The sequence below is a fragment of the Ruegeria sp. BC3 genome (assembly GCF_056539265.1).
The window spans coordinates 219,986-236,254 of the sequence record NZ_JBQFUP010000004.1 but is presented as its reverse complement, the minus strand read 5'-3'; the positions used below and the strand labels follow the sequence as shown (position 1 = coordinate 236,254).

The following is a 16,269-nucleotide window of genomic DNA, read 5'->3' as shown; positions in this document are numbered from 1 at the left end:
TCGCTCAGGCCACCGCGCGGCGATACAGGTGCCACGTCGCGTGACCAAGTACCGGTATGACGACGATCAGCCCCAGCAGCATCGGGATCGCCCCGATGATCAGCAAAGCTGCCACTATAAACCCCCATGCCAGAATGACGCCGGGGTTTTGCCGCAGCACGCGGACCGATGTCACCACGGCCACGGGCAGACCGACCGGACGGTCCAGTAACAGTGGGAAACTGACCACACTGATGGCAAGCGCGATCAGTGCAAACAAGAACCCGACCGCGTTTCCGAACAGGATCATGGTCCAGCCCGCGCTTGTGGTGAAGACTTCGCCCAGGAACGCGCCAAAGGACGTGGGCAGATCAGGCCCGATCGTATGCGCAAAAATGCTCTGCGCCGCCATCAGCCAGATCAACAGCAGCATCACAAGGTAGAACCCCAGCGCTAGAATCGCGCCGAAGGACGGGGATCGGAACACACCGAAGGCATCCAGCCAGTGGGTCTCTTTCCCCATTTCACGCTTGCGACTGATTTCATAAAGACCAACGGCGGCAACTGGGCCGATCAGCGCAAATCCCATGATCAGCGGTGCCAGCAGTGGTACCATGTTGCGGTTCAGGCCGAACCCGAACATCAACAGGCCGGCGATCGGGTAGATCAACACGACAAATATGGCGTCCGCCCGCGTTTCCAGAAAATCGTTGTACCCCGCGCGCAGGCAGTCTTTCAGGTCCTGCATCGTCAGAGTTTGAACTTTTGGCAGGTGCCGGGTGTCAGCACTGCCGATGCGGTTGACGCTTTCTGCAATATGATCTCCGGTCGCCCCGATGTTGCGGGCGGCCCAACTTACCGGATTCCCAATTGTTTTGGCCATCGTGATCCCCTCCCTTAGCCAGTGGCGTAGCGGGGTGAATCCGGTGCAGGTTGCCCTTGGCCGGACCAGCCGGCAACGCTCGGCCCCTATTATAGCACAGTTTTTCGCCTTGCGGTTGCGCTGCGGCGGAATCCTACCAATTGCCCTTATTTTCAGCCGTGTTAGCTTGGCGTCAGGCAACAGGAGGTCAGCATGCAGCAAACGGCAAGAACCGTCGTCATCCATGAACACGGCGGCCCCGAAGTTCTACAGATCGAAAACCGCCCCTTGGGTGAACCCGGCCCGGGCGAGGTTCGCATCCGTCACAAGGCCTGCGGACTGAACTTCATAGACGTCTATCAGCGCACCGGTCTGTACCCTCTGGATCTGCCGCACGCGCTGGGCATGGAAGCCGCTGGCGTAATCGAGGCAGTCGGCGAAGGTGTCACGCATCTGGAGCCAGGACAGCGTGCGGCCTATGCGTCGGCCCCGTCGGGAGCATATTGCGAGGCGCGCGTGATGCCTGCAGCGCAGGTTTGCCCACTGCCTGACGGGATTTCCTATGACGCGGCTGCAGCCATGATGCTAAAGGGCATGACGGTCGAGTATTTGTTCCACCGCACAACGCCCCTGAAACGCGGTGACACGGTTCTGTTCCACGCAGCGGCCGGTGGCGTTGGTCTGATCGCCTGCCAATGGGCCAAGTCCGAGGGGATAACTCTGATCGGAACAGCAGGAACGGATGAGAAATGCAGTCTGGCGCAGTTCAACGGTGCCGCCCATTGCATCAACTACAGGACCGAGAATTTTGCGGAACGCGTGGCCGAGATCACGGGCGGCAAAGGCGTGGATGTGGTGATGGATTCGATCGGGGCGGATACGTTCAACGGGTCGCTGGATTGTCTGAAACCCTTGGGGATGATGATCTCCTTCGGGAATGCCTCGGGACCCGTGCCGCTGATGGACATAGGCATTCTGGGCAAGAAGGGGTCTCTTAAGATCACCCGGCCCACCCTGTTCACGCATATTGCCGATCACGCCGTCTGTCAGGCGATGGCGCGGCGGCTGTTCGGCAAGGTCGAAGGGGGAGAGGTCAAGATCCACATCGATCAACGTTTCCCGCTGGATCAGGTGGCCGAAGCGCACCGGGCGCTCGAGGCGCGCCAGACCACTGGCAGCACGGTGCTAGAGCTTCAGGACTAACCATCAGATCCCGAAACGCAAAACGGCGGCAGGGTTTTCTGCCGCCGTTCTGTTTTTTGCTGAGAGAAATTACTGCTGCAGCTCAGCTGGTGTCTTGTCAGCAATGGTCTCCCAGTTTGCGCTGGCCTGGTCGATAAAGCCCGGGATGTCGCCTTCCCAGCGTTGCTGGATGTCTTGCGACAGGTTCAGGTACAGCTTGTTGTCGACGATCTTCCAGTAGTTCGGGTCACCGTCAAACTTGAAGCCCATCGCGGCACCAAATGCGCAGTAGCCACCGTATGCGGGCAGGTATGCCTCGGGGTTCTCTTCGAACGCGGCTTTGTTCTCTTCATTGGCAAAGCGGTACAGCGCGTCGTTGTGCAGCGCGGTGATGCGGTAATCCCCTTTGGTCGGCTCACCTTCGGTGAAGTAGGCAACCGGGTCATAGCCCTGCAAGGCCAGACCGGTCGAGCTTGCGTTCAGTTCGACACCTGCGGCCAGAGCCGAGCTTGCGATCGCGACAGACAGCGCAACGCCGCCGATGAGAGATTTGAACTTGTTCATGGTTTTCACCTTTCGTGAACAGGGCCACCCGATGACGAAGAAAATTGCGTCCAGACAACCCGTTGTTTTTGTCCGTGCAGCCGGTAATTGGCTGTCACGAAACCCAAGTGGGCAGGCGGCTCATCACGTTCAAAGCAATCAATTGTGAATGTGCGGTGGTGAAGAGCTGGTGTTCAGAAATGCAGGGCTGGGCCTAGGGATCGGCAATGAAATCCAAGACAAAATCCATGACTTTTTCTGCGGGCATCTCGCAGGGACGCAGTAAGTCGCCGCCGTGCGTCTGGTAGAGGTTGAGGCTGATGTAATCCCCGCCGCCCAACTGATGGGCGACCAGCTTATGGGATTTCCCGCCGGCCAATTCCGTCCGGCTGACGATGTAACGTCTGCCATGCGCGCGCCCGGTCGATGATCCCTTGGGGATGCGGAAAAAAGCGTTCAGAAAGGCGACAGGGGCGCTCAAGATCGTCCAATTTTGGGCTCGGTGCCCGCCCTGATACGGCCGATGTTGGCGCCGTGACGCCAAAATACCAGACCGGTCAGCAGAATGCCCAACAGTAGCGCGTTTGCATCCGTCAGAACCAGAACCCAGACGATCGACATCGCGGCGGCAACAAGGGCGGCAAGCGATGAGATCCGCCAGATCGCGGCGGCCACCAGCCAGGTCAGGCAGCAGGCGGCGCCGATGCGCCAGTCCAGTGCCAGCCAAATCCCCAGAAAGGTGGCAACGCCCTTACCGCCCTTAAAGCCCAGCCAAACCGGAAAGCAGTGGCCCAGAAACGCAGCCAGCGCGGCGATTTGGGCGGCGTCTTCTCCGGCGATGGTGCGGGCCAGCAACACCGCGACCGCGCCTTTGGCGGCATCGAAAATCAGGGTCAGGGCTGCTGCAGCCTTGTTGCCGGTGCGCAGCACGTTGGTTGCGCCGATGTTCCCCGATCCAATGTTGCGCAGGTTGCCCAAGCCCATTACCTTGGCGATCACCATGCCAAACGGGACAGACCCCATCAGATACCCAAGCACGGCCCACAGGATCAGCTGGGTCATTGTACTGTCGATGATCGGCATCAGGGTCTCCGGTAAACTTCTTGTCCTGCAACGAAAGTTGCGGTGACCTTACCCTGCATGCGCTGACCGTCAAACGGCGTGTTCTGGGATTTCGACTTCAGCGAAAACCGGTCCAGGACAAAGGGTACATCCGGGTCGAACAGCACCAGATCCGCCGGTGCGCCTTCGGAGAGGCGACCGCTATCCAGACCCAGCCGCTTTGCCGGGTTCAGAGACATCGCGCGGAACAGGGTCGGCAGGTCCAGCTGGCCCGCGTGATACAGACGCAGCGCGGCGGGCAACAGCGTCTCCAGCGCCACCGCGCCCGAGGCCGCCTCTTCAAAGGGCAGCCGCTTGCTTTCCTCGTCTTGCGGCGTATGCATCGAGCTGATCGTGTCGATCAGGCCAGTCCGGACCGCTTCGATCACCGCTTGCCGGTCGTCTTCGGACCGTAGCGGCGGCTTGACCTTGAAGAAGGTCCGATAGTCGGCCGCGTCCAACTCGTTCAGCGTCAGATGGTGGATCGAGGTGCCTGCTGTAATGTCCAACCCATTGCGCTTGGCGCGCTCCAGAGCAGGCAAAGCGCGGGCGGTGGTGATTTGGTCCGCATGGTACTTGGCCCCGGTCATTTCCAGCAGGGCGATGTCACGGTCCAGCCCCATGCGTTCCGCCATAGGCGAAACAGCAGGCAACCCACGCAGCACAGCGAACTTGCCGCTGGTGGCCGCTGCCCCGTTGCTGAGCACAGGCTCTTGTGGGTGCGCAATAACCAATGCGCCGCAAGAACGGGCATAAGTCAGCGCGCGGGAAAACACCTTGGTATTGGCAACGACATGGTCGCAATCAGTAAAAGCGACCGCCCCGGCATCCTGCAGAAACCCGATCTCGGTCATCTCGCGGCCTTCGCGGCCCTTGGTCAGTGCCGCCATGGGCAGAACGTTGACCGGCGTATCCGCCTGGGCGCGGCGGGTTACGAACTCCAGGCTTTCGGGCGTGTCGATAGCAGGGTTGGTGTCTGGACGGGTAACCATGGTCGTCACCCCGCCTGCGGCTGCTGCCAGCCCTGCGGATTTATAGCTTTCCTTGTGACGCTCACCTGGCTCACAGACTTTGACACCGATGTCGACAATGCCTGGGGCAAGGCAGTGACCGCCGCAATCGATGACCTGTGCGCCCGAGGTTGGGGCATCGCCCGCGCCAAGAGCGGTGATCCGACCATCCGAGACTTGCAACCATCCGATGCTGTCCGTTCCCTGTTCCGGGTCGATCAGACGGGCGTTGGTGAAGGTGATGTTGCTCATGCCATTGCCCTTTCGATAGCGGCTTTGGTTGCAGCTGGATTGGCCTGGTATTTGATGAGATGCTTGTCGCCGCCCTTGGTGACGATTTGGACAAAGCTGCCCAGGATGTTCACGGCGGCAATCTGGTTCAGGGCGACCTTGCGCGGGCCAGGGCCGGTCAGGGTGGTTTCCGTCATTTCCCAGTTGGCGACCAGCTCTTCCGAGGCCAGATACCACGCGCGAACAACTACGGCGGCCAGTCCGGCCGGAGCGCCGGTCCAGACATAGGGATTGCCGATCAGCCAAAGCACGATCATCGCACCTGCCATAGCCCCGGCAGCAAGCCAGGCGTTGGTGCGGATATAGGTGCCTCTGTCGGGGGTGAAAATCACAGGATCAGCCACAGAAGTCCTCCGATGGCCAAAAGGATGATCACCGCTAGAACAGCCGACCCGACGCGACGCGGGGTTTCATCCGAAGCTGGAGTCTGGGGGGCCGAATACGGTTTGGCGCTTTCGGTTTCGATGGTCCCGCCAGCCCAGTTCGTAGCCTCTTCGGTGTACAGGCCGATCAGGCGCAGCCGCGGATCGGGTTTCAGCGTAGCCGCGCGGTCGTGGAACGCCGCACTGCGCAGGACCATGACCCAGCCGTCGATACCGGCCAACATATCCTGATCCAATTGTTCCTTGGACACGCCGCAGCCTTCGTTCAGGTAGCCATAAAGGCCCAGATCCTCGAGGTCAGAGACAGGGAAAATGTCGATCTGATCAGGGTCCAGCCCCTCGACGCCCAAGATCTGATCTGCGGCTCCGGGCTCGCGCAGAAACTTCGCTTCTTCCGGGCGCATGTCCAGCGCGAACAGGCGGATTACACCGCGTTCATGGGGGGCGACGGCCAGATCACTCATGCGGCCTCGCTCAGGTTGCGGGCCAGCAGTTCCATTGCGGCCATGCGGACGGCGACGCCCATCTCAACCTGTTCCTGAATGACGGACCGATTGATGTCATCGGCCAGCGTGCCGTCAATCTCGACCCCGCGGTTCATTGGACCGGGGTGCATGACGATGGCGTCGGGCTTGGCCTGCGCCAATTTGGCGGCGTCCAGGCCGTAGCGATGGTAATACTCACGTTCCGAAGGGATAAAGCCGCCATCCATCCGCTCTTTCTGTAGACGCAGCATCATCACGACGTCGACGTCTTTCAGGCCTTCGTTCATGTCGTCGTAAATCTCGGCTCCGAACTCGGCGAACTGGCCGGGCACCAGCGTTGGGGGGCCGATCAGACGAATGCGGTTTTCCATCTTGCCCAGCAGGATAAGGTTCGACCGGGCCACACGGGAATGGGCAACGTCTCCGCAGATCGCGATATTCAATCGGTGCAGGCGACCTTTGGCCCGGCGGATGGTCAGCGCATCCAACAGGGCCTGCGTCGGATGTTCGTGCTTGCCATCACCCGCGTTCAGCACGGCACAATTCACTTTCTGAGCCAGCAGGTCGACCGCGCCGGAATGGGGATGCCGCACAACCAACAGATCGGGATGCATCGCGTTCAGCGTCATCGCCGTGTCGATCAGTGTCTCGCCCTTTTTGATCGAACTGGCCTGCATTGCCATGTTCATCACATCCGCGCCCAAACGTTTGCCTGCGATTTCGAAACTGGCCTGCGTGCGGGTCGAGTTCTCAAAGAACATATTGATCTGCGTGAGCCCCGACAGCACGTCGGAATGCTTGGTCGACTGGCGGTTCATGTCGACATATTTTTCGGCCAGATCAAGAATGGCGGTGATATCGTACTGCGACAGATGCTCGATGCCAAGAAGGTGACGATGGGCGAAACGCATGGGCGGGCTCCTGTCTGACAATCGAGCCGCTTATAAGAAGCCGCGCTGCGCAAGGCAACCTAAGGATCAGACCCTTCTAGCAGTTTCTCGCATCCCCCCTCGGGCAGGCACTGTTCTCCGGGCTTGCACCATTTGCCATAGCCGCAATCGACGGCCTTGACCGGTACGCATCCCTGATTTCGCGAACACTTGAACCCTTGGCGGCATTGTGAGCCGGTTTTCTCACAAAAGTACCAGCCCGGGCGTGAACATCCCCCGCCCGGCAGGCATGACGTGCCCGAGGCACAGGTCCGGCCGTCGTCACAAGTGCGTGGTGGCAGGGTCAGGATGTCGGGGGTGTTTTTCTCGCATTCGCCTCGCGCATTGCAAAAGCTGCCGCCGGGGCAATCCAACCGTGACCGGCATTTGTTCAACCCGGCAGGTGCACAACGCGTACCGCCGGCAACGCAACGCTCGAATGGTCCGCAGGTTCTGCCGCCGCCGCAATAGGTGCCGCCCAAGGGGATACAGCGGCCGTCAAAGCTGCACCTTTGGCCGCCGGAACAGCAACTGCTGCCGCATTTGAATTGCCCGGCGCGGCATTGGCCATATCTGTCCGGAAACTGCGCAGAGACCGGGCCGCTGAGCACGGTCAGCAGCAAATTGAACAAAAGGAATCGCAAAACACACAACATGAACAGGCCAATGGTCGGCGCGACGGACCGCCCGATCAAGGCCTATCTGCTTTCCCTCGGTCAAAAGGTGGTTAGATTGAGGGTTATGGAATCGGCTTTGGACTATCATACCGCGCGGGCGCTGCTGGAATGGCAGATCGAACTGGGCGCATCGGATGCGATCGGGGATGTGCCGGTGGATCGCTATGCGCTGCCTGATACCGCGCCGAAAGCCAAAAAGCCTACGCAGGCTCACGCTGTGCCGGAAAAGCCGAAAAAGGTGGATCCCGTCGCAGTAGCCAAATCCGCGGCTATGGCCGCGGGATCGCTGGATCAATTGCAAGCGGCCATGGGTGCGTTTGAGCATTGCGAACTCAAGCGCGGCGCGCGGCAGTTGGTTTTTGCCGACGGCACGCCGGGTGCCCGTGTGATGATTATTGGAGAAGCACCCGGCCGCGATGAGGATCGCGAGGGTAAGCCTTTCGTGGGACGCGCCGGGCAATTGCTGGACCGGATGCTGGCAGCGATTGACCTGAACCGGACCGGGAACGTGTATATCACCAACGTCCTGCCATGGCGGCCGCCCCAGAATCGCGATCCCAAGCCCGAAGAGATTGGCATGATGAAGCCGTTTCTTGAACGGCATATAGCGCTTGCCAAGCCTGAGGTCCTGGTGGTGATGGGCAACATCAGCTGTCAGGCGGTCCTGGGCAAACGCGGCATCACGCGGCTGCGCGGTCAGTGGGATCAGGCGATGGACCTGCCTGTGATCCCGATGTTCCACCCGGCCTACCTGCTGCGCCAGCCACAGATGAAACGGCAGGCTTGGGCTGATTTGCTAGAGCTGAAAGCCAGGCTGGAGGGGAAGGCGTGAAAATCTTGGCGTTCTCGGACCTGCACATGGCGCGCAATCGCGCGGTCGATCTGGTGGCGGCCAGCGACGAGGCGGATCTGGTCATCGGAGCCGGAGACTATTGCAACATGCGGCAGGGGCTGGACGAGGCGATGGCGATGCTGTCGGGCATCAACGCCCCGCTGGTTTTGGTTCCGGGCAATGCCGAAAGCGCCGGTGAACTGACGGACGCCGCACCCGAAGGTGTGCACGTATTGCATGGGACCGGCATGACGGTGGACGGGTTGCGTTTGTTCGGCCTTGGCTATGGTGTTCCGGTGACGCCATTTGGCGACTGGTCCTGCGACCTGACCGAGCCCGAAGCGGCCGAGCTTTTGGACAGATGTGAAGGTGCGGATATTCTGATCGCCCATTCTCCGCCAAAGGGTTACGGCGATACGACGTCGATGGGGGACGCGGTCGGTTCGGTTGCTGTTCGGGATGCGATCGAACGGTTGCAGCCGCAATTTGCCTTGTGCGGCCACATTCATGACAGCTGGGGGTTTCGTGGCACGATCGGCGTAACGCAGGTCGCCAACCTGGGCCCCAAAATAAATTGGTTCGAGGTCACCACATGATTGACACGGTTACGCTGCTGGCCTTCATCCCGGCAGCTCTGGCGTTGAATTTCACGCCCGGCGCTGACATGATGTTCTGTTTTGGTCAGGGTCTGAAGTCAGGCGCCAGACCGGCGCTGGTGGCCAGCGCGGGTGTCGCGACCGGGTTGTTGGTGCATGTTCTACTGGCCGGTCTGGGCTTGGGCGCAGCGGTGAACAGCTTGCCGTGGCTGTTCGATGTTATCCGTTGGGTAGGCGTCGGGTATCTGCTTTACTTGGCGTGGGGTGCCATACGAAACGGCGCCGTCTCGGCGGATGCGCCACCTAGACCCACGCGGTTCGCGTTTCGGGACGGGTTGATCGTGAATCTGACCAACCCCAAGGTGATCCTGTTCGTACTGGCCTTTATCCCACAATTCGTGAACCCGGCCGCGGGCTCGATCCTTGTGCAGTTCCTGACGTTTGGCGCGATTATTGCGGTCGGCGGTTTTGTGGTGAACGGGCTGGTTGGCATTTTTGCCGGTGGCGCAGGGAAAGTGCTGATCTCGAACCCGCGCGCCTCACGCATCATGGGTTGGGTGACCGGAGGGATTTTTACAGCCCTCGCCATCCGCCTTGCCATTATGGAAAGGGCCTGACGCAAAATGTCACGCATTGACGAAAGCCTAGAGTTCATTCCGGTCCGGATCGCTGTTTTGACTGTCTCAGATACACGATCTATCGAAGATGATCGCTCGGGGCAGACACTGGTCGAACGGATCGAACGCGCGGGCCATGTCTTGGTAGACCGAAAGATCATCCAAGACGAACGCGGTGAAATCGCGGCGCAACTGCGCCTGTGGGTCGGTGATCCCGAAATTGATGTCGTGATCTCGACCGGCGGCACGGGTCTGACAGGCCGAGACGTAACGGTCGAGGCGCATCGGGATGTGTATGAGAAGGAAATCGACGCCTTCGGCACCGTTTTCACGATTGTTTCGATGCAGAAGATCGGCACTTCAGCGGTCCAATCCCGTGCCACGGGTGGCGTCGCGGGTGGTACGTATCTGTTCGCGCTGCCCGGAAGTCCGGGGGCCTGCAAGGATGCATGGGACGAGATTCTGGAGAAACAATTCGACTATCGCCACCGCCCCTGCAACTTTGTGGAAATAATGCCCCGATTGGACGAACATTTGCGACGGAAGTAGACTGGTCGCACGTTTAATCGTTCGTAACCGCTTTGTGGCTTGGCATTTTCTGTTGTCCGGCTACCTTTTGCGTATGGCAGCCTGATGCAACCGGGGTAAATTTTATATGCGATTTCTAAGGCAAAGCCTTGTTGGGGTCTTTCTGACGTCGCTGACGTTGGCTCTGCTGTTTGTGGCCGCGCAGATGATCTCGGGCGCGGTGCAGGATGTTCTGACGCGCGAAGACTCTGCCCCGCAGGCCCGCGAACGTGTCTTTGCGGTGACCGTTCGGCCCGCGGAATTTGAAACAGTTACCCCGAACCTTGAAGCCTTCGGCGAGGTTCAAAGCCGCCGCAGGTTGGAACTACGGGCCGCTTTAGGTGGTCGTGTTGTTGGGCTGTCCGAGGATTTCGAAGATGGCGGCGCAGTCACCGCGGGCGAGGTTTTGGTCGAGCTTGACCCTGCCGATGCCCAATCTGCCTTGGATCGCGCCAAGTCGGACTTGCTGGATGCGCAATTCGAAGAGCGGGACGCAGAACGGTCTTTGCTGTTGGCGCAGGACGAGTTGAACGCGGCCGAGGCGCAGGCGGAACTGCGTGGGCGTGCGTTGCAGCGCCAGCAAGACTTGCAAACCCGTGGTGTTGGGGCTGCAGCCGCAGTGGAAGAGGCTGAACTGGCCAAGGCCGCTGCGCAGCAGGCAGTTCTGGCGCGTCGGATTGCGTTGGCTCAGGCCGAGTCCCGCGTGGATCAGGCGACCACGTTGCTGGCCCGGGCCCGCATCGCACTGGAAGCCGCGGAACGTGATCTTGACGACATGACCATTCGCGCCCGATTTGGCGGGACGCTGACCGATGTGACACTGGTCGAAGGGCGGCTGGTGTCCGCAAATGAAAAGCTGGCCGAGCTTGTTGACCCTACCGCGCTTGAGGTCGCTTTTCGTGTCTCGACCGCACAATACGTTCGGTTGCTGGATGCCAATGGCGATCTGATCGACGCACCGGTCACCGTTTCGCTCGAGGTTACGGGAACCGATCTGACGGCACAGGGCCGTATCAGCCGTGACAGCGGCTCGGCGGGTGAAGGCCAGACCGGACGCTTGATCTATGCTCGAATGGACGACGCCTCGGGGTTCAAGCCGGGCGATTTCGTAACCGTTACGGTACAGGAACAACCGCTGGATAACGTGGTGCGGCTGCCGTCGTCCGTTCTGGACGCTGTTGGAACGGTTCTGGTGTTGGACGAAAATGATCGGCTCGAGGCACTGCCAGTGCAGTTGATCCGCCGCCAGGGGGATGAGGTTCTGCTACGCGGCGATGGGCTGGCCGGGCGCGAGGTGGTGATCGGTCGTACGCCTCTGTTGGGCGCAGGTGTTCGTGTACGACCCTTGCGCGTTGATGAAAACGCAGGGGCCGCGCCTGATATGGTCGAGTTGTCTGAGGAACAACGTGCCCGGTTGGTGGCTCAGGTCGAGGCCAGCACTCGCATGCCGCAGTCGGTTAAGGACCGTGTGTTGGGGCAGTTGAGCGAGGCCAAGGTACCCGCCTCGCTGGTGCAGCGGCTTGAAAACCGGGCAGGGGGTTAAGCGCCATGATGCGCGAGATCCCCGACGCGGCGGGCGGCATCCTCAGCTACTTCACGCGGCACCGGACGGTCGCCAACCTGCTGCTTCTTGTGATGTTGGTTCTAGGTGCGGCGGCGATTCCGAACATGCGGGCTCAGTTCTTTCCCGATGTTATCCTAGAACGCGTAGACGTGAATGTGGATTGGGACGGGGCCGGTCCTGAAGATGTCGACAACGGCATCGTTCAGGTCCTGGAGCCTGCTTTGCTGGCCGTCGAGGGGGTTGCCAGTACCGAGGCGACCTCACGAGAGGGCCGGGCCAGTATCCGGCTGGAGTTCGAACCCAATTGGGACATGTCGCGCGCCGTCGAAGAAGTGCGTACTGCGGTCGACAGCGTCACAAGTCTTCCAGACGACTCGGAAGAGCCTACAATCCGCCGCGGGGCATGGCGGGATCGTGTGACTGATGTGGTGGTCACAGGGCCTGTCGACCCGGATCAATTGGCCAAATTCACGGATGAACTGATCAACCGTCTGTTCGCCGTCGGGGTGACGCGGACAACGATCCGGGGCCTTGCTGCGCCGCGTGTCGTGGTCGAAGTCCCCACCGCCCAGCTGATTGCCAATGACATCACACTGTCCGAAGTCGCATCAGCTGTCGCGGCCGAAGTGAACGCCAACCCGGCGGGCGATGTGACCGGGGCGAATGCTCGCATTCGCACGGGCACGGAAAAGCGCACCCCCGAGGAAATTGAGGGCATCGCCCTGCGCAACTTTACTGACGGTTCCAAACTGCTGGTCGGCGATGTGGCGCAGATCCGGGTCGAAGGGGTCAACCGCGACCGCAGCTATTTTGTCGGTGAAAACCCTGCGATGTCGGTGCGGATTGATCGCTCGAACCTTGGCGATGCAATTGAAATTCAACACACGGTCGAAGACGTCGTGCGCGAGATGCAGGCCAGCCTGCCCGAAGGCGTCACGGTCGAGCTGATCCGCACCCGCGCACAAGCCATTACAGACCGTCTGGATATTCTGGTCGATAATGGCTTGGTCGGGCTGGGCCTTGTGGTCTGCTTGCTGTTTTTGTTCCTGAACGCGCGCATCGCCTTCTGGGTTGCCGCGGGGATTCCGGTCGCCATGTCGGCGGCGATTGCCTTCATGTATATCGGCGGGCTGTCGATAAACATGGTTTCGCTGTTCGGGCTGATCATCACGCTCGGCATTGTCGTAGATGACGCCATCGTTGTGGGCGAACATGCCGACTTTCGCGCGCGCCGCCTGGGCGAGGCTCCGGTGGTAGCCGCCGAGCGCGCCGCGCGGCGCATGGCGATGCCGGTCTTTGCCGCGACCCTGACAACGGTGATTGCCTTTTTTGGTCTGACCGCAATCGGAGGCAGGTTCGGGGAATTGATCCGCGACATCCCCTTCACCGTGATCGCTGTTCTGATCGCCTCCCTGATCGAGGTGTTTCTGATCCTGCCCAACCACATGGCCCATGCCATCGCGCATTCGGCCAAGGAACACTGGTATGATATGCCCAACCGCGTGGTCAATCGCGGGTTCCGTTGGGTGCGCGATCATCTGTTCCGCCCGCTGATCGCCTGGGTCGTCTGGGCGCGCTACGTGGTCGTGGCGCTGATGGTGGTGATCCTGGCCAGTCAGTTGGCATTGTTCATCCGAGGCGACGTGAATTGGCGGTTCTTTAACGCGCCGGAACGTGGCTCGGTCACCGGCAATTTCATTATGGTCGAAGGGGCCACGCGGGCCGATACGCTGGCTATGATGCATGAGCTGCAGCGTGCGACCGAAGAGTTGGGCAAAATCTATGAAGAGCGCCATGGCCGGAACCCAATCGATTATGTGTTGGCCGAGGTTGGCGGAAGTGCGGGTTTTGGGCTGTCCGCCGCGGATGGTAAGGACAACGACCTTCTTGGTGGAATTTCGATCGAGTTGATCGATGCCGATCTGCGCCCCTATTCCAGCTTCGAGTTTGTGGGCGAGTTGCAGGACTTCGTCCCCCGTCATCCCAAGGTCGAACTGCTCAGTTTCCGCGGCTGGCGGTCCGGTCCGGGCGGCGATGCCATCGACGTCCAGTTCTATGGCGCGGATGTGAATACGCTCAAGTCAGCATCCGAAGACTTGCAGACCGAATTGTCTAAGTACCCCGAGGTTTCAGCGCTGGAAGACAATCTGGCCTATGACAAGGAAGAATACATCCTCGACCTGACAGCGCAGGGAGAGGCGCTGGGCTTCCGCATCGAAACGCTGGGCCGGGTGTTGCGTGACCGGTTGAACGGGATCGAGGCCGCGACCTTCCCCGACGGTCCGCGTAGCGCCGAGATTAGGGTTGAGCTGCCCGAGGGCGAGCTGACAGCCGACTTCCTGGAGCGCACGCTGATGCGTACTCCGGACGGTGTCTATGTGCCTTTGGCGGACATCGTATCGGTTGAGCGGAAATCTGGTTTCTCGACTGTCCGGCGCGAAAACGGTCTGCGGGTGATTTCCGTGAATGGCGATATTTCGGAAGACGACCCGGCGCGCGCGGCAGAGATCGCGCGGGCCATGGGCGAGGAAATCCTGCCCAAGATCGCCTCGGAACGGCAGGTCGAATGGCGCATGGCCGGCCTGAGCGAGCAAGAGGACGAATTCCTGTCAGAGGCGCGTACGGGCCTGATATTGTGCCTGACCGGTATCTATCTCGTGTTGGCCTGGGTCTTTGCCAGTTGGTCGCGGCCTTTGGTGGTGATGGCGATTATTCCGTTTGGTTTGGTGGGCGCGATTTGGGGGCATTACCTATGGGATGTGCCGCTCAGCATGTTCACGGTTGTCGGCCTGCTGGGGATGACGGGGATCATCATCAACGACTCGATCGTTCTGGTGACGACCATCGACGAATACCAAAAGGAACGAGGTCTTTTGCCGTCCATCGTCGAAGGTACGGCGGATCGATTGCGGCCTGTTATGCTGACGACTCTAACTACGGTGCTGGGATTGACCCCATTGCTGTATGAGGGATCACAGCAAGCTCAGTTCCTCAAACCCACGGTGATTACCCTTGTCTATGGGCTGGGCTTTGGGATGTTGTTGGTGCTGCTTCTGGTACCTGCGCTTCTGGCCATATTGAACGATCTGTCCCGCCCAATGACAGCGATGCGCCGTGCTGCACGCGCGCCGGATCGCGTGGTGCAGGGGGCCTTGGCCTGCACGGGGCTTGCCATGTTTGTCTGGTTCGCGCTGACAATGGTCTGGCCTGCGGTCTATGACGCGCCTATCGGGGCGCTGTCCGGCCTGTACGCCGCTGCGGACGGTCCGGCCATTTTGCAGATGGGCCTTGGTGCATTTCTTGCCGGGGCTGCCGTGATACTGGTGCTTAGCGTCACGGTTTCGGGGCTGGTTTACACTCGGCTCAGAGGGTCAACGACTTAGCCGCGACGCAGGGCAGTTTCAAGCAAGTCGATGACGCGGTTGCTCATTGGCAGATCGCCTTGATGGATTTGATCTAACGGGAACCAACGCGCGTCTAATGCATCATCCCCTGCGAACGGCGTGCCGGATTGGTACCGGCACGCAACGCCAACCAGCAGATAGTGCACCAGAGTTTCGCCACTTTCATCCCGGCGCAGCAGGTCGAGGTTGTCCAAATAGTGGAGCGGCTCGGCGATGACCGAAGTTTCCTCCAGCAACTCCCGCTGTGCGGCCTGCAACACGGTTTCGCCCCATTCCACGTGACCGCCGGGGAACCCCCACAGGCCTGCGTCCGGTTGCTTGCTGCGTTGCACAAGCAGTACCTGATCCTGGTGCAGGACAACCGCCAAGGCGCCGATTTTCGGAGATTGGGTCATGATCTCATCGGGCTCAGCCTGCGCTGCACCCTTTGATGTCCACCGCGTGATTGGCCCCCAGAACGGTGATCCGAATCTCGGACCGGTCCAGCGCAAAGGGCCCGCCCGCAGCGTTGATCACCTCAGACGTCGCAACCAATGTATTGCCCGTCCGCGTGGTCTGAGTTTGCGAGGCCCAAAGGGCAGGATTTCCCGGCTCGATCACGGCGACCTCACGCCCCCCGGCCGAGGGCATGGTGACCCGCGCTTCGATCTTCATTCCATCTGAAGTAGGCGACAGGCGACAGCTGGCCTGAGAGACGCTGGCCTCTTGTGCCGAGAAGGGCCGTTGGGCCAGCGCTGCGGCAATAGCCGGATTGCGCCCGGCCTCTGCATCCAACGTGTGATTGAAATCCAGTTGTTCCGGGATGCAGACATCCTTGCAGACACCCAAATCCATGGTTCCCTTCAGCTTTACGGGCTTGGAAGGGTTCTTCGGCGTGATTTCAACCGGCAGAACCAGTTGGTTTTCATATCCGATCGATTGCAGCCCATTCTGGTCAAACACATCCGGGGCGGGCCAGGTAATCGAAACGTTGCCGACATTGTTTGACTGATTCCAGTCGAATTCCGGTGGAATGCCCGCGTCGCCCGGTGCGCGCCAATAGGTCTTCCACCCATCCTGCAGCGTCACGCGTACGGCGCCCAGATAGGTCCCTTGCGCGGTCCGTCCGCCGTCCAGAATATCCAGCTCGGCCACGGGTCCATTGACCTGCGCCGTTGCGGGCAGGGACAAGCCAAAAGCCAGAGCGATAGCCGAAACTGTGATTTTCACATTCATAACCTATAAATGCGCGGTCATCGCAAGGATTC

General features: G+C 60.3%; 18 protein-coding genes. 7 read left to right on the top strand and 11 right to left on the bottom strand.

Annotation, left to right across the window (positions count from 1 at the left end; genetic code table 11):
* Positions 1–4: 4 nt before the first annotated feature.
* The gene (locus ACR0MV_RS13115) at positions 5–862 is read right to left on the bottom strand and encodes a DUF2189 domain-containing protein (protein WP_170426953.1); all 858 of its coding nucleotides are present in this window, start codon (positions 860–862) and stop codon (positions 5–7) included.
* A 192-nt stretch (positions 863–1,054) separates the two neighbouring features.
* Between ACR0MV_RS13115 and ACR0MV_RS13110 the strand changes: the two genes are divergently transcribed.
* Positions 1,055–2,044 (top strand): quinone oxidoreductase family protein, encoded by a 990-nt coding sequence (locus ACR0MV_RS13110; protein WP_480702399.1) that lies wholly within the window; start codon positions 1,055–1,057, stop codon positions 2,042–2,044.
* Positions 2,045–2,113: 69 nt separating this feature from the next.
* Here the strand turns inward: ACR0MV_RS13110 and ACR0MV_RS13105 are convergent, their stop codons facing one another.
* From ACR0MV_RS13105 to ACR0MV_RS13070, 8 genes are all read right to left on the bottom strand, one after another.
* On the bottom strand, positions 2,114–2,587 hold the full coding sequence (locus tag ACR0MV_RS13105) for a YHS domain-containing (seleno)protein (RefSeq protein ID WP_170426955.1): 474 nt from the start codon (positions 2,585–2,587) through the stop codon (positions 2,114–2,116).
* Positions 2,588–2,780: 193 nt separating this feature from the next.
* Complete coding sequence (locus tag ACR0MV_RS13100) at positions 2,781–3,047, bottom strand: hypothetical protein (protein ID WP_480702398.1); 267 nt, start codon at positions 3,045–3,047, stop codon at positions 2,781–2,783.
* Positions 3,044–3,649 carry a glycerol-3-phosphate 1-O-acyltransferase PlsY gene (plsY, locus tag ACR0MV_RS13095; RefSeq protein WP_170426957.1) on the bottom strand — a complete coding sequence of 202 codons (606 nt, stop codon included), beginning with the start codon at positions 3,647–3,649 and terminating at the stop codon, positions 3,044–3,046. Before plsY ends, ACR0MV_RS13100 begins: the two co-directional genes overlap by 4 nt.
* Positions 3,649–4,929 (bottom strand): dihydroorotase, encoded by a 1,281-nt coding sequence (pyrC, locus tag ACR0MV_RS13090; RefSeq protein WP_480702397.1) that lies wholly within the window; start codon positions 4,927–4,929, stop codon positions 3,649–3,651. Before pyrC ends, plsY begins: the two co-directional genes overlap by 1 nt.
* Positions 4,926–5,312 carry a hypothetical protein gene (locus ACR0MV_RS13085; RefSeq protein WP_367647702.1) on the bottom strand — a complete coding sequence of 129 codons (387 nt, stop codon included), beginning with the start codon at positions 5,310–5,312 and terminating at the stop codon, positions 4,926–4,928. Before ACR0MV_RS13085 ends, pyrC begins: the two co-directional genes overlap by 4 nt.
* Positions 5,297–5,815: a hypothetical protein gene (locus ACR0MV_RS13080; RefSeq protein ID WP_480702396.1), complete on the bottom strand. Its 519-nt coding sequence runs from the start codon at positions 5,813–5,815 to the stop codon at positions 5,297–5,299. Before ACR0MV_RS13080 ends, ACR0MV_RS13085 begins: the two co-directional genes overlap by 16 nt.
* Positions 5,812–6,747 (bottom strand): aspartate carbamoyltransferase catalytic subunit, encoded by a 936-nt coding sequence (locus tag ACR0MV_RS13075; RefSeq protein ID WP_480702395.1) that lies wholly within the window; start codon positions 6,745–6,747, stop codon positions 5,812–5,814. The genes ACR0MV_RS13080 and ACR0MV_RS13075 overlap by 4 nt, the downstream gene beginning before the upstream one ends.
* A 409-nt stretch (positions 6,748–7,156) precedes the next feature.
* Positions 7,157–7,336 carry a hypothetical protein gene (locus ACR0MV_RS13070; protein WP_480702394.1) on the bottom strand — a complete coding sequence of 60 codons (180 nt, stop codon included), beginning with the start codon at positions 7,334–7,336 and terminating at the stop codon, positions 7,157–7,159.
* Positions 7,337–7,506: 170 nt separating this feature from the next.
* On the opposite strand from ACR0MV_RS13070, the gene ACR0MV_RS13065 reads away from it, so the two are divergent.
* The 6 genes from ACR0MV_RS13065 to ACR0MV_RS13040 all read left to right on the top strand — a co-directional run bounded on the left by ACR0MV_RS13065 (position 7,507) and on the right by ACR0MV_RS13040 (position 15,001).
* Positions 7,507–8,274, top strand: coding sequence for a uracil-DNA glycosylase (locus ACR0MV_RS13065; protein WP_480702560.1), 768 nt, complete (start codon positions 7,507–7,509; stop codon positions 8,272–8,274).
* A complete protein-coding gene (locus ACR0MV_RS13060) occupies positions 8,271–8,870 on the top strand; it encodes a metallophosphoesterase family protein (protein ID WP_480702393.1) in 600 nt (199 codons plus the stop codon). Before ACR0MV_RS13065 ends, ACR0MV_RS13060 begins: the two co-directional genes overlap by 4 nt.
* The gene (locus ACR0MV_RS13055) at positions 8,867–9,487 is read left to right on the top strand and encodes a LysE family translocator (protein ID WP_170426963.1); all 621 of its coding nucleotides are present in this window, start codon (positions 8,867–8,869) and stop codon (positions 9,485–9,487) included. The genes ACR0MV_RS13060 and ACR0MV_RS13055 overlap by 4 nt, the downstream gene beginning before the upstream one ends.
* A gap of 6 nt (positions 9,488–9,493) precedes the next feature.
* Positions 9,494–10,036: a molybdenum cofactor biosynthesis protein B gene (moaB, locus tag ACR0MV_RS13050; protein WP_170426964.1), complete on the top strand. Its 543-nt coding sequence runs from the start codon at positions 9,494–9,496 to the stop codon at positions 10,034–10,036.
* Positions 10,037–10,142: 106 nt separating this feature from the next.
* Positions 10,143–11,597 (top strand): efflux RND transporter periplasmic adaptor subunit, encoded by a 1,455-nt coding sequence (locus ACR0MV_RS13045; protein WP_170426965.1) that lies wholly within the window; start codon positions 10,143–10,145, stop codon positions 11,595–11,597.
* 5 nt (positions 11,598–11,602) lie between these two features.
* The gene (locus ACR0MV_RS13040; protein WP_480702392.1) at positions 11,603–15,001 is read left to right on the top strand and encodes an efflux RND transporter permease subunit; all 3,399 of its coding nucleotides are present in this window, start codon (positions 11,603–11,605) and stop codon (positions 14,999–15,001) included.
* Here ACR0MV_RS13040 and ACR0MV_RS13035 read toward each other — a convergent pair.
* Entirely contained in the window at positions 14,998–15,417 is a 420-nt protein-coding gene (locus ACR0MV_RS13035; RefSeq protein WP_480702391.1) for an NUDIX hydrolase, read from the bottom strand. The genes ACR0MV_RS13040 and ACR0MV_RS13035 overlap by 4 nt on opposite strands.
* Positions 15,418–15,430: 13 nt before the next feature.
* Positions 15,431–16,237, bottom strand: coding sequence for a protein-disulfide reductase DsbD domain-containing protein (locus ACR0MV_RS13030; RefSeq protein WP_170469109.1), 807 nt, complete (start codon positions 16,235–16,237; stop codon positions 15,431–15,433).
* Between the last annotated feature and the right edge of the window lie 32 nt (positions 16,238–16,269).

Bases quoted from the DNA above. Each gene is read 5' to 3' on its own strand.
- ACR0MV_RS13115 (WP_170426953.1), bottom strand. From the start codon at position 862: ATGGCCAAAACAATTGGGAATCCGGTAAGTTGGGCCGCCCGCAACATC.
- ACR0MV_RS13110 (WP_480702399.1), top strand. From the start codon at position 1,055: ATGCAGCAAACGGCAAGAACCGTCGTCATCCATGAACACGGCGGCCCC.
- ACR0MV_RS13105 (WP_170426955.1), bottom strand. From the start codon at position 2,587: ATGAACAAGTTCAAATCTCTCATCGGCGGCGTTGCGCTGTCTGTCGCG.
- plsY (WP_170426957.1), bottom strand. From the start codon at position 3,649: ATGCCGATCATCGACAGTACAATGACCCAGCTGATCCTGTGGGCCGTG.
- pyrC (WP_480702397.1), bottom strand. From the start codon at position 4,929: ATGAGCAACATCACCTTCACCAACGCCCGTCTGATCGACCCGGAACAG.
- ACR0MV_RS13080 (WP_480702396.1), bottom strand. From the start codon at position 5,815: ATGAGTGATCTGGCCGTCGCCCCCCATGAACGCGGTGTAATCCGCCTG.
- ACR0MV_RS13075 (WP_480702395.1), bottom strand. From the start codon at position 6,747: ATGCGTTTCGCCCATCGTCACCTTCTTGGCATCGAGCATCTGTCGCAG.
- ACR0MV_RS13070 (WP_480702394.1), bottom strand. From the start codon at position 7,336: ATGGCCAATGCCGCGCCGGGCAATTCAAATGCGGCAGCAGTTGCTGTT.
- ACR0MV_RS13065 (WP_480702560.1), top strand. From the start codon at position 7,507: ATGGAATCGGCTTTGGACTATCATACCGCGCGGGCGCTGCTGGAATGG.
- ACR0MV_RS13055 (WP_170426963.1), top strand. From the start codon at position 8,867: ATGATTGACACGGTTACGCTGCTGGCCTTCATCCCGGCAGCTCTGGCG.
- moaB (WP_170426964.1), top strand. From the start codon at position 9,494: ATGTCACGCATTGACGAAAGCCTAGAGTTCATTCCGGTCCGGATCGCT.
- ACR0MV_RS13045 (WP_170426965.1), top strand. From the start codon at position 10,143: ATGCGATTTCTAAGGCAAAGCCTTGTTGGGGTCTTTCTGACGTCGCTG.
- ACR0MV_RS13040 (WP_480702392.1), top strand. From the start codon at position 11,603: ATGATGCGCGAGATCCCCGACGCGGCGGGCGGCATCCTCAGCTACTTC.
- ACR0MV_RS13035 (WP_480702391.1), bottom strand. From the start codon at position 15,417: ATGACCCAATCTCCGAAAATCGGCGCCTTGGCGGTTGTCCTGCACCAG.
- ACR0MV_RS13030 (WP_170469109.1), bottom strand. From the start codon at position 16,237: ATGAATGTGAAAATCACAGTTTCGGCTATCGCTCTGGCTTTTGGCTTG.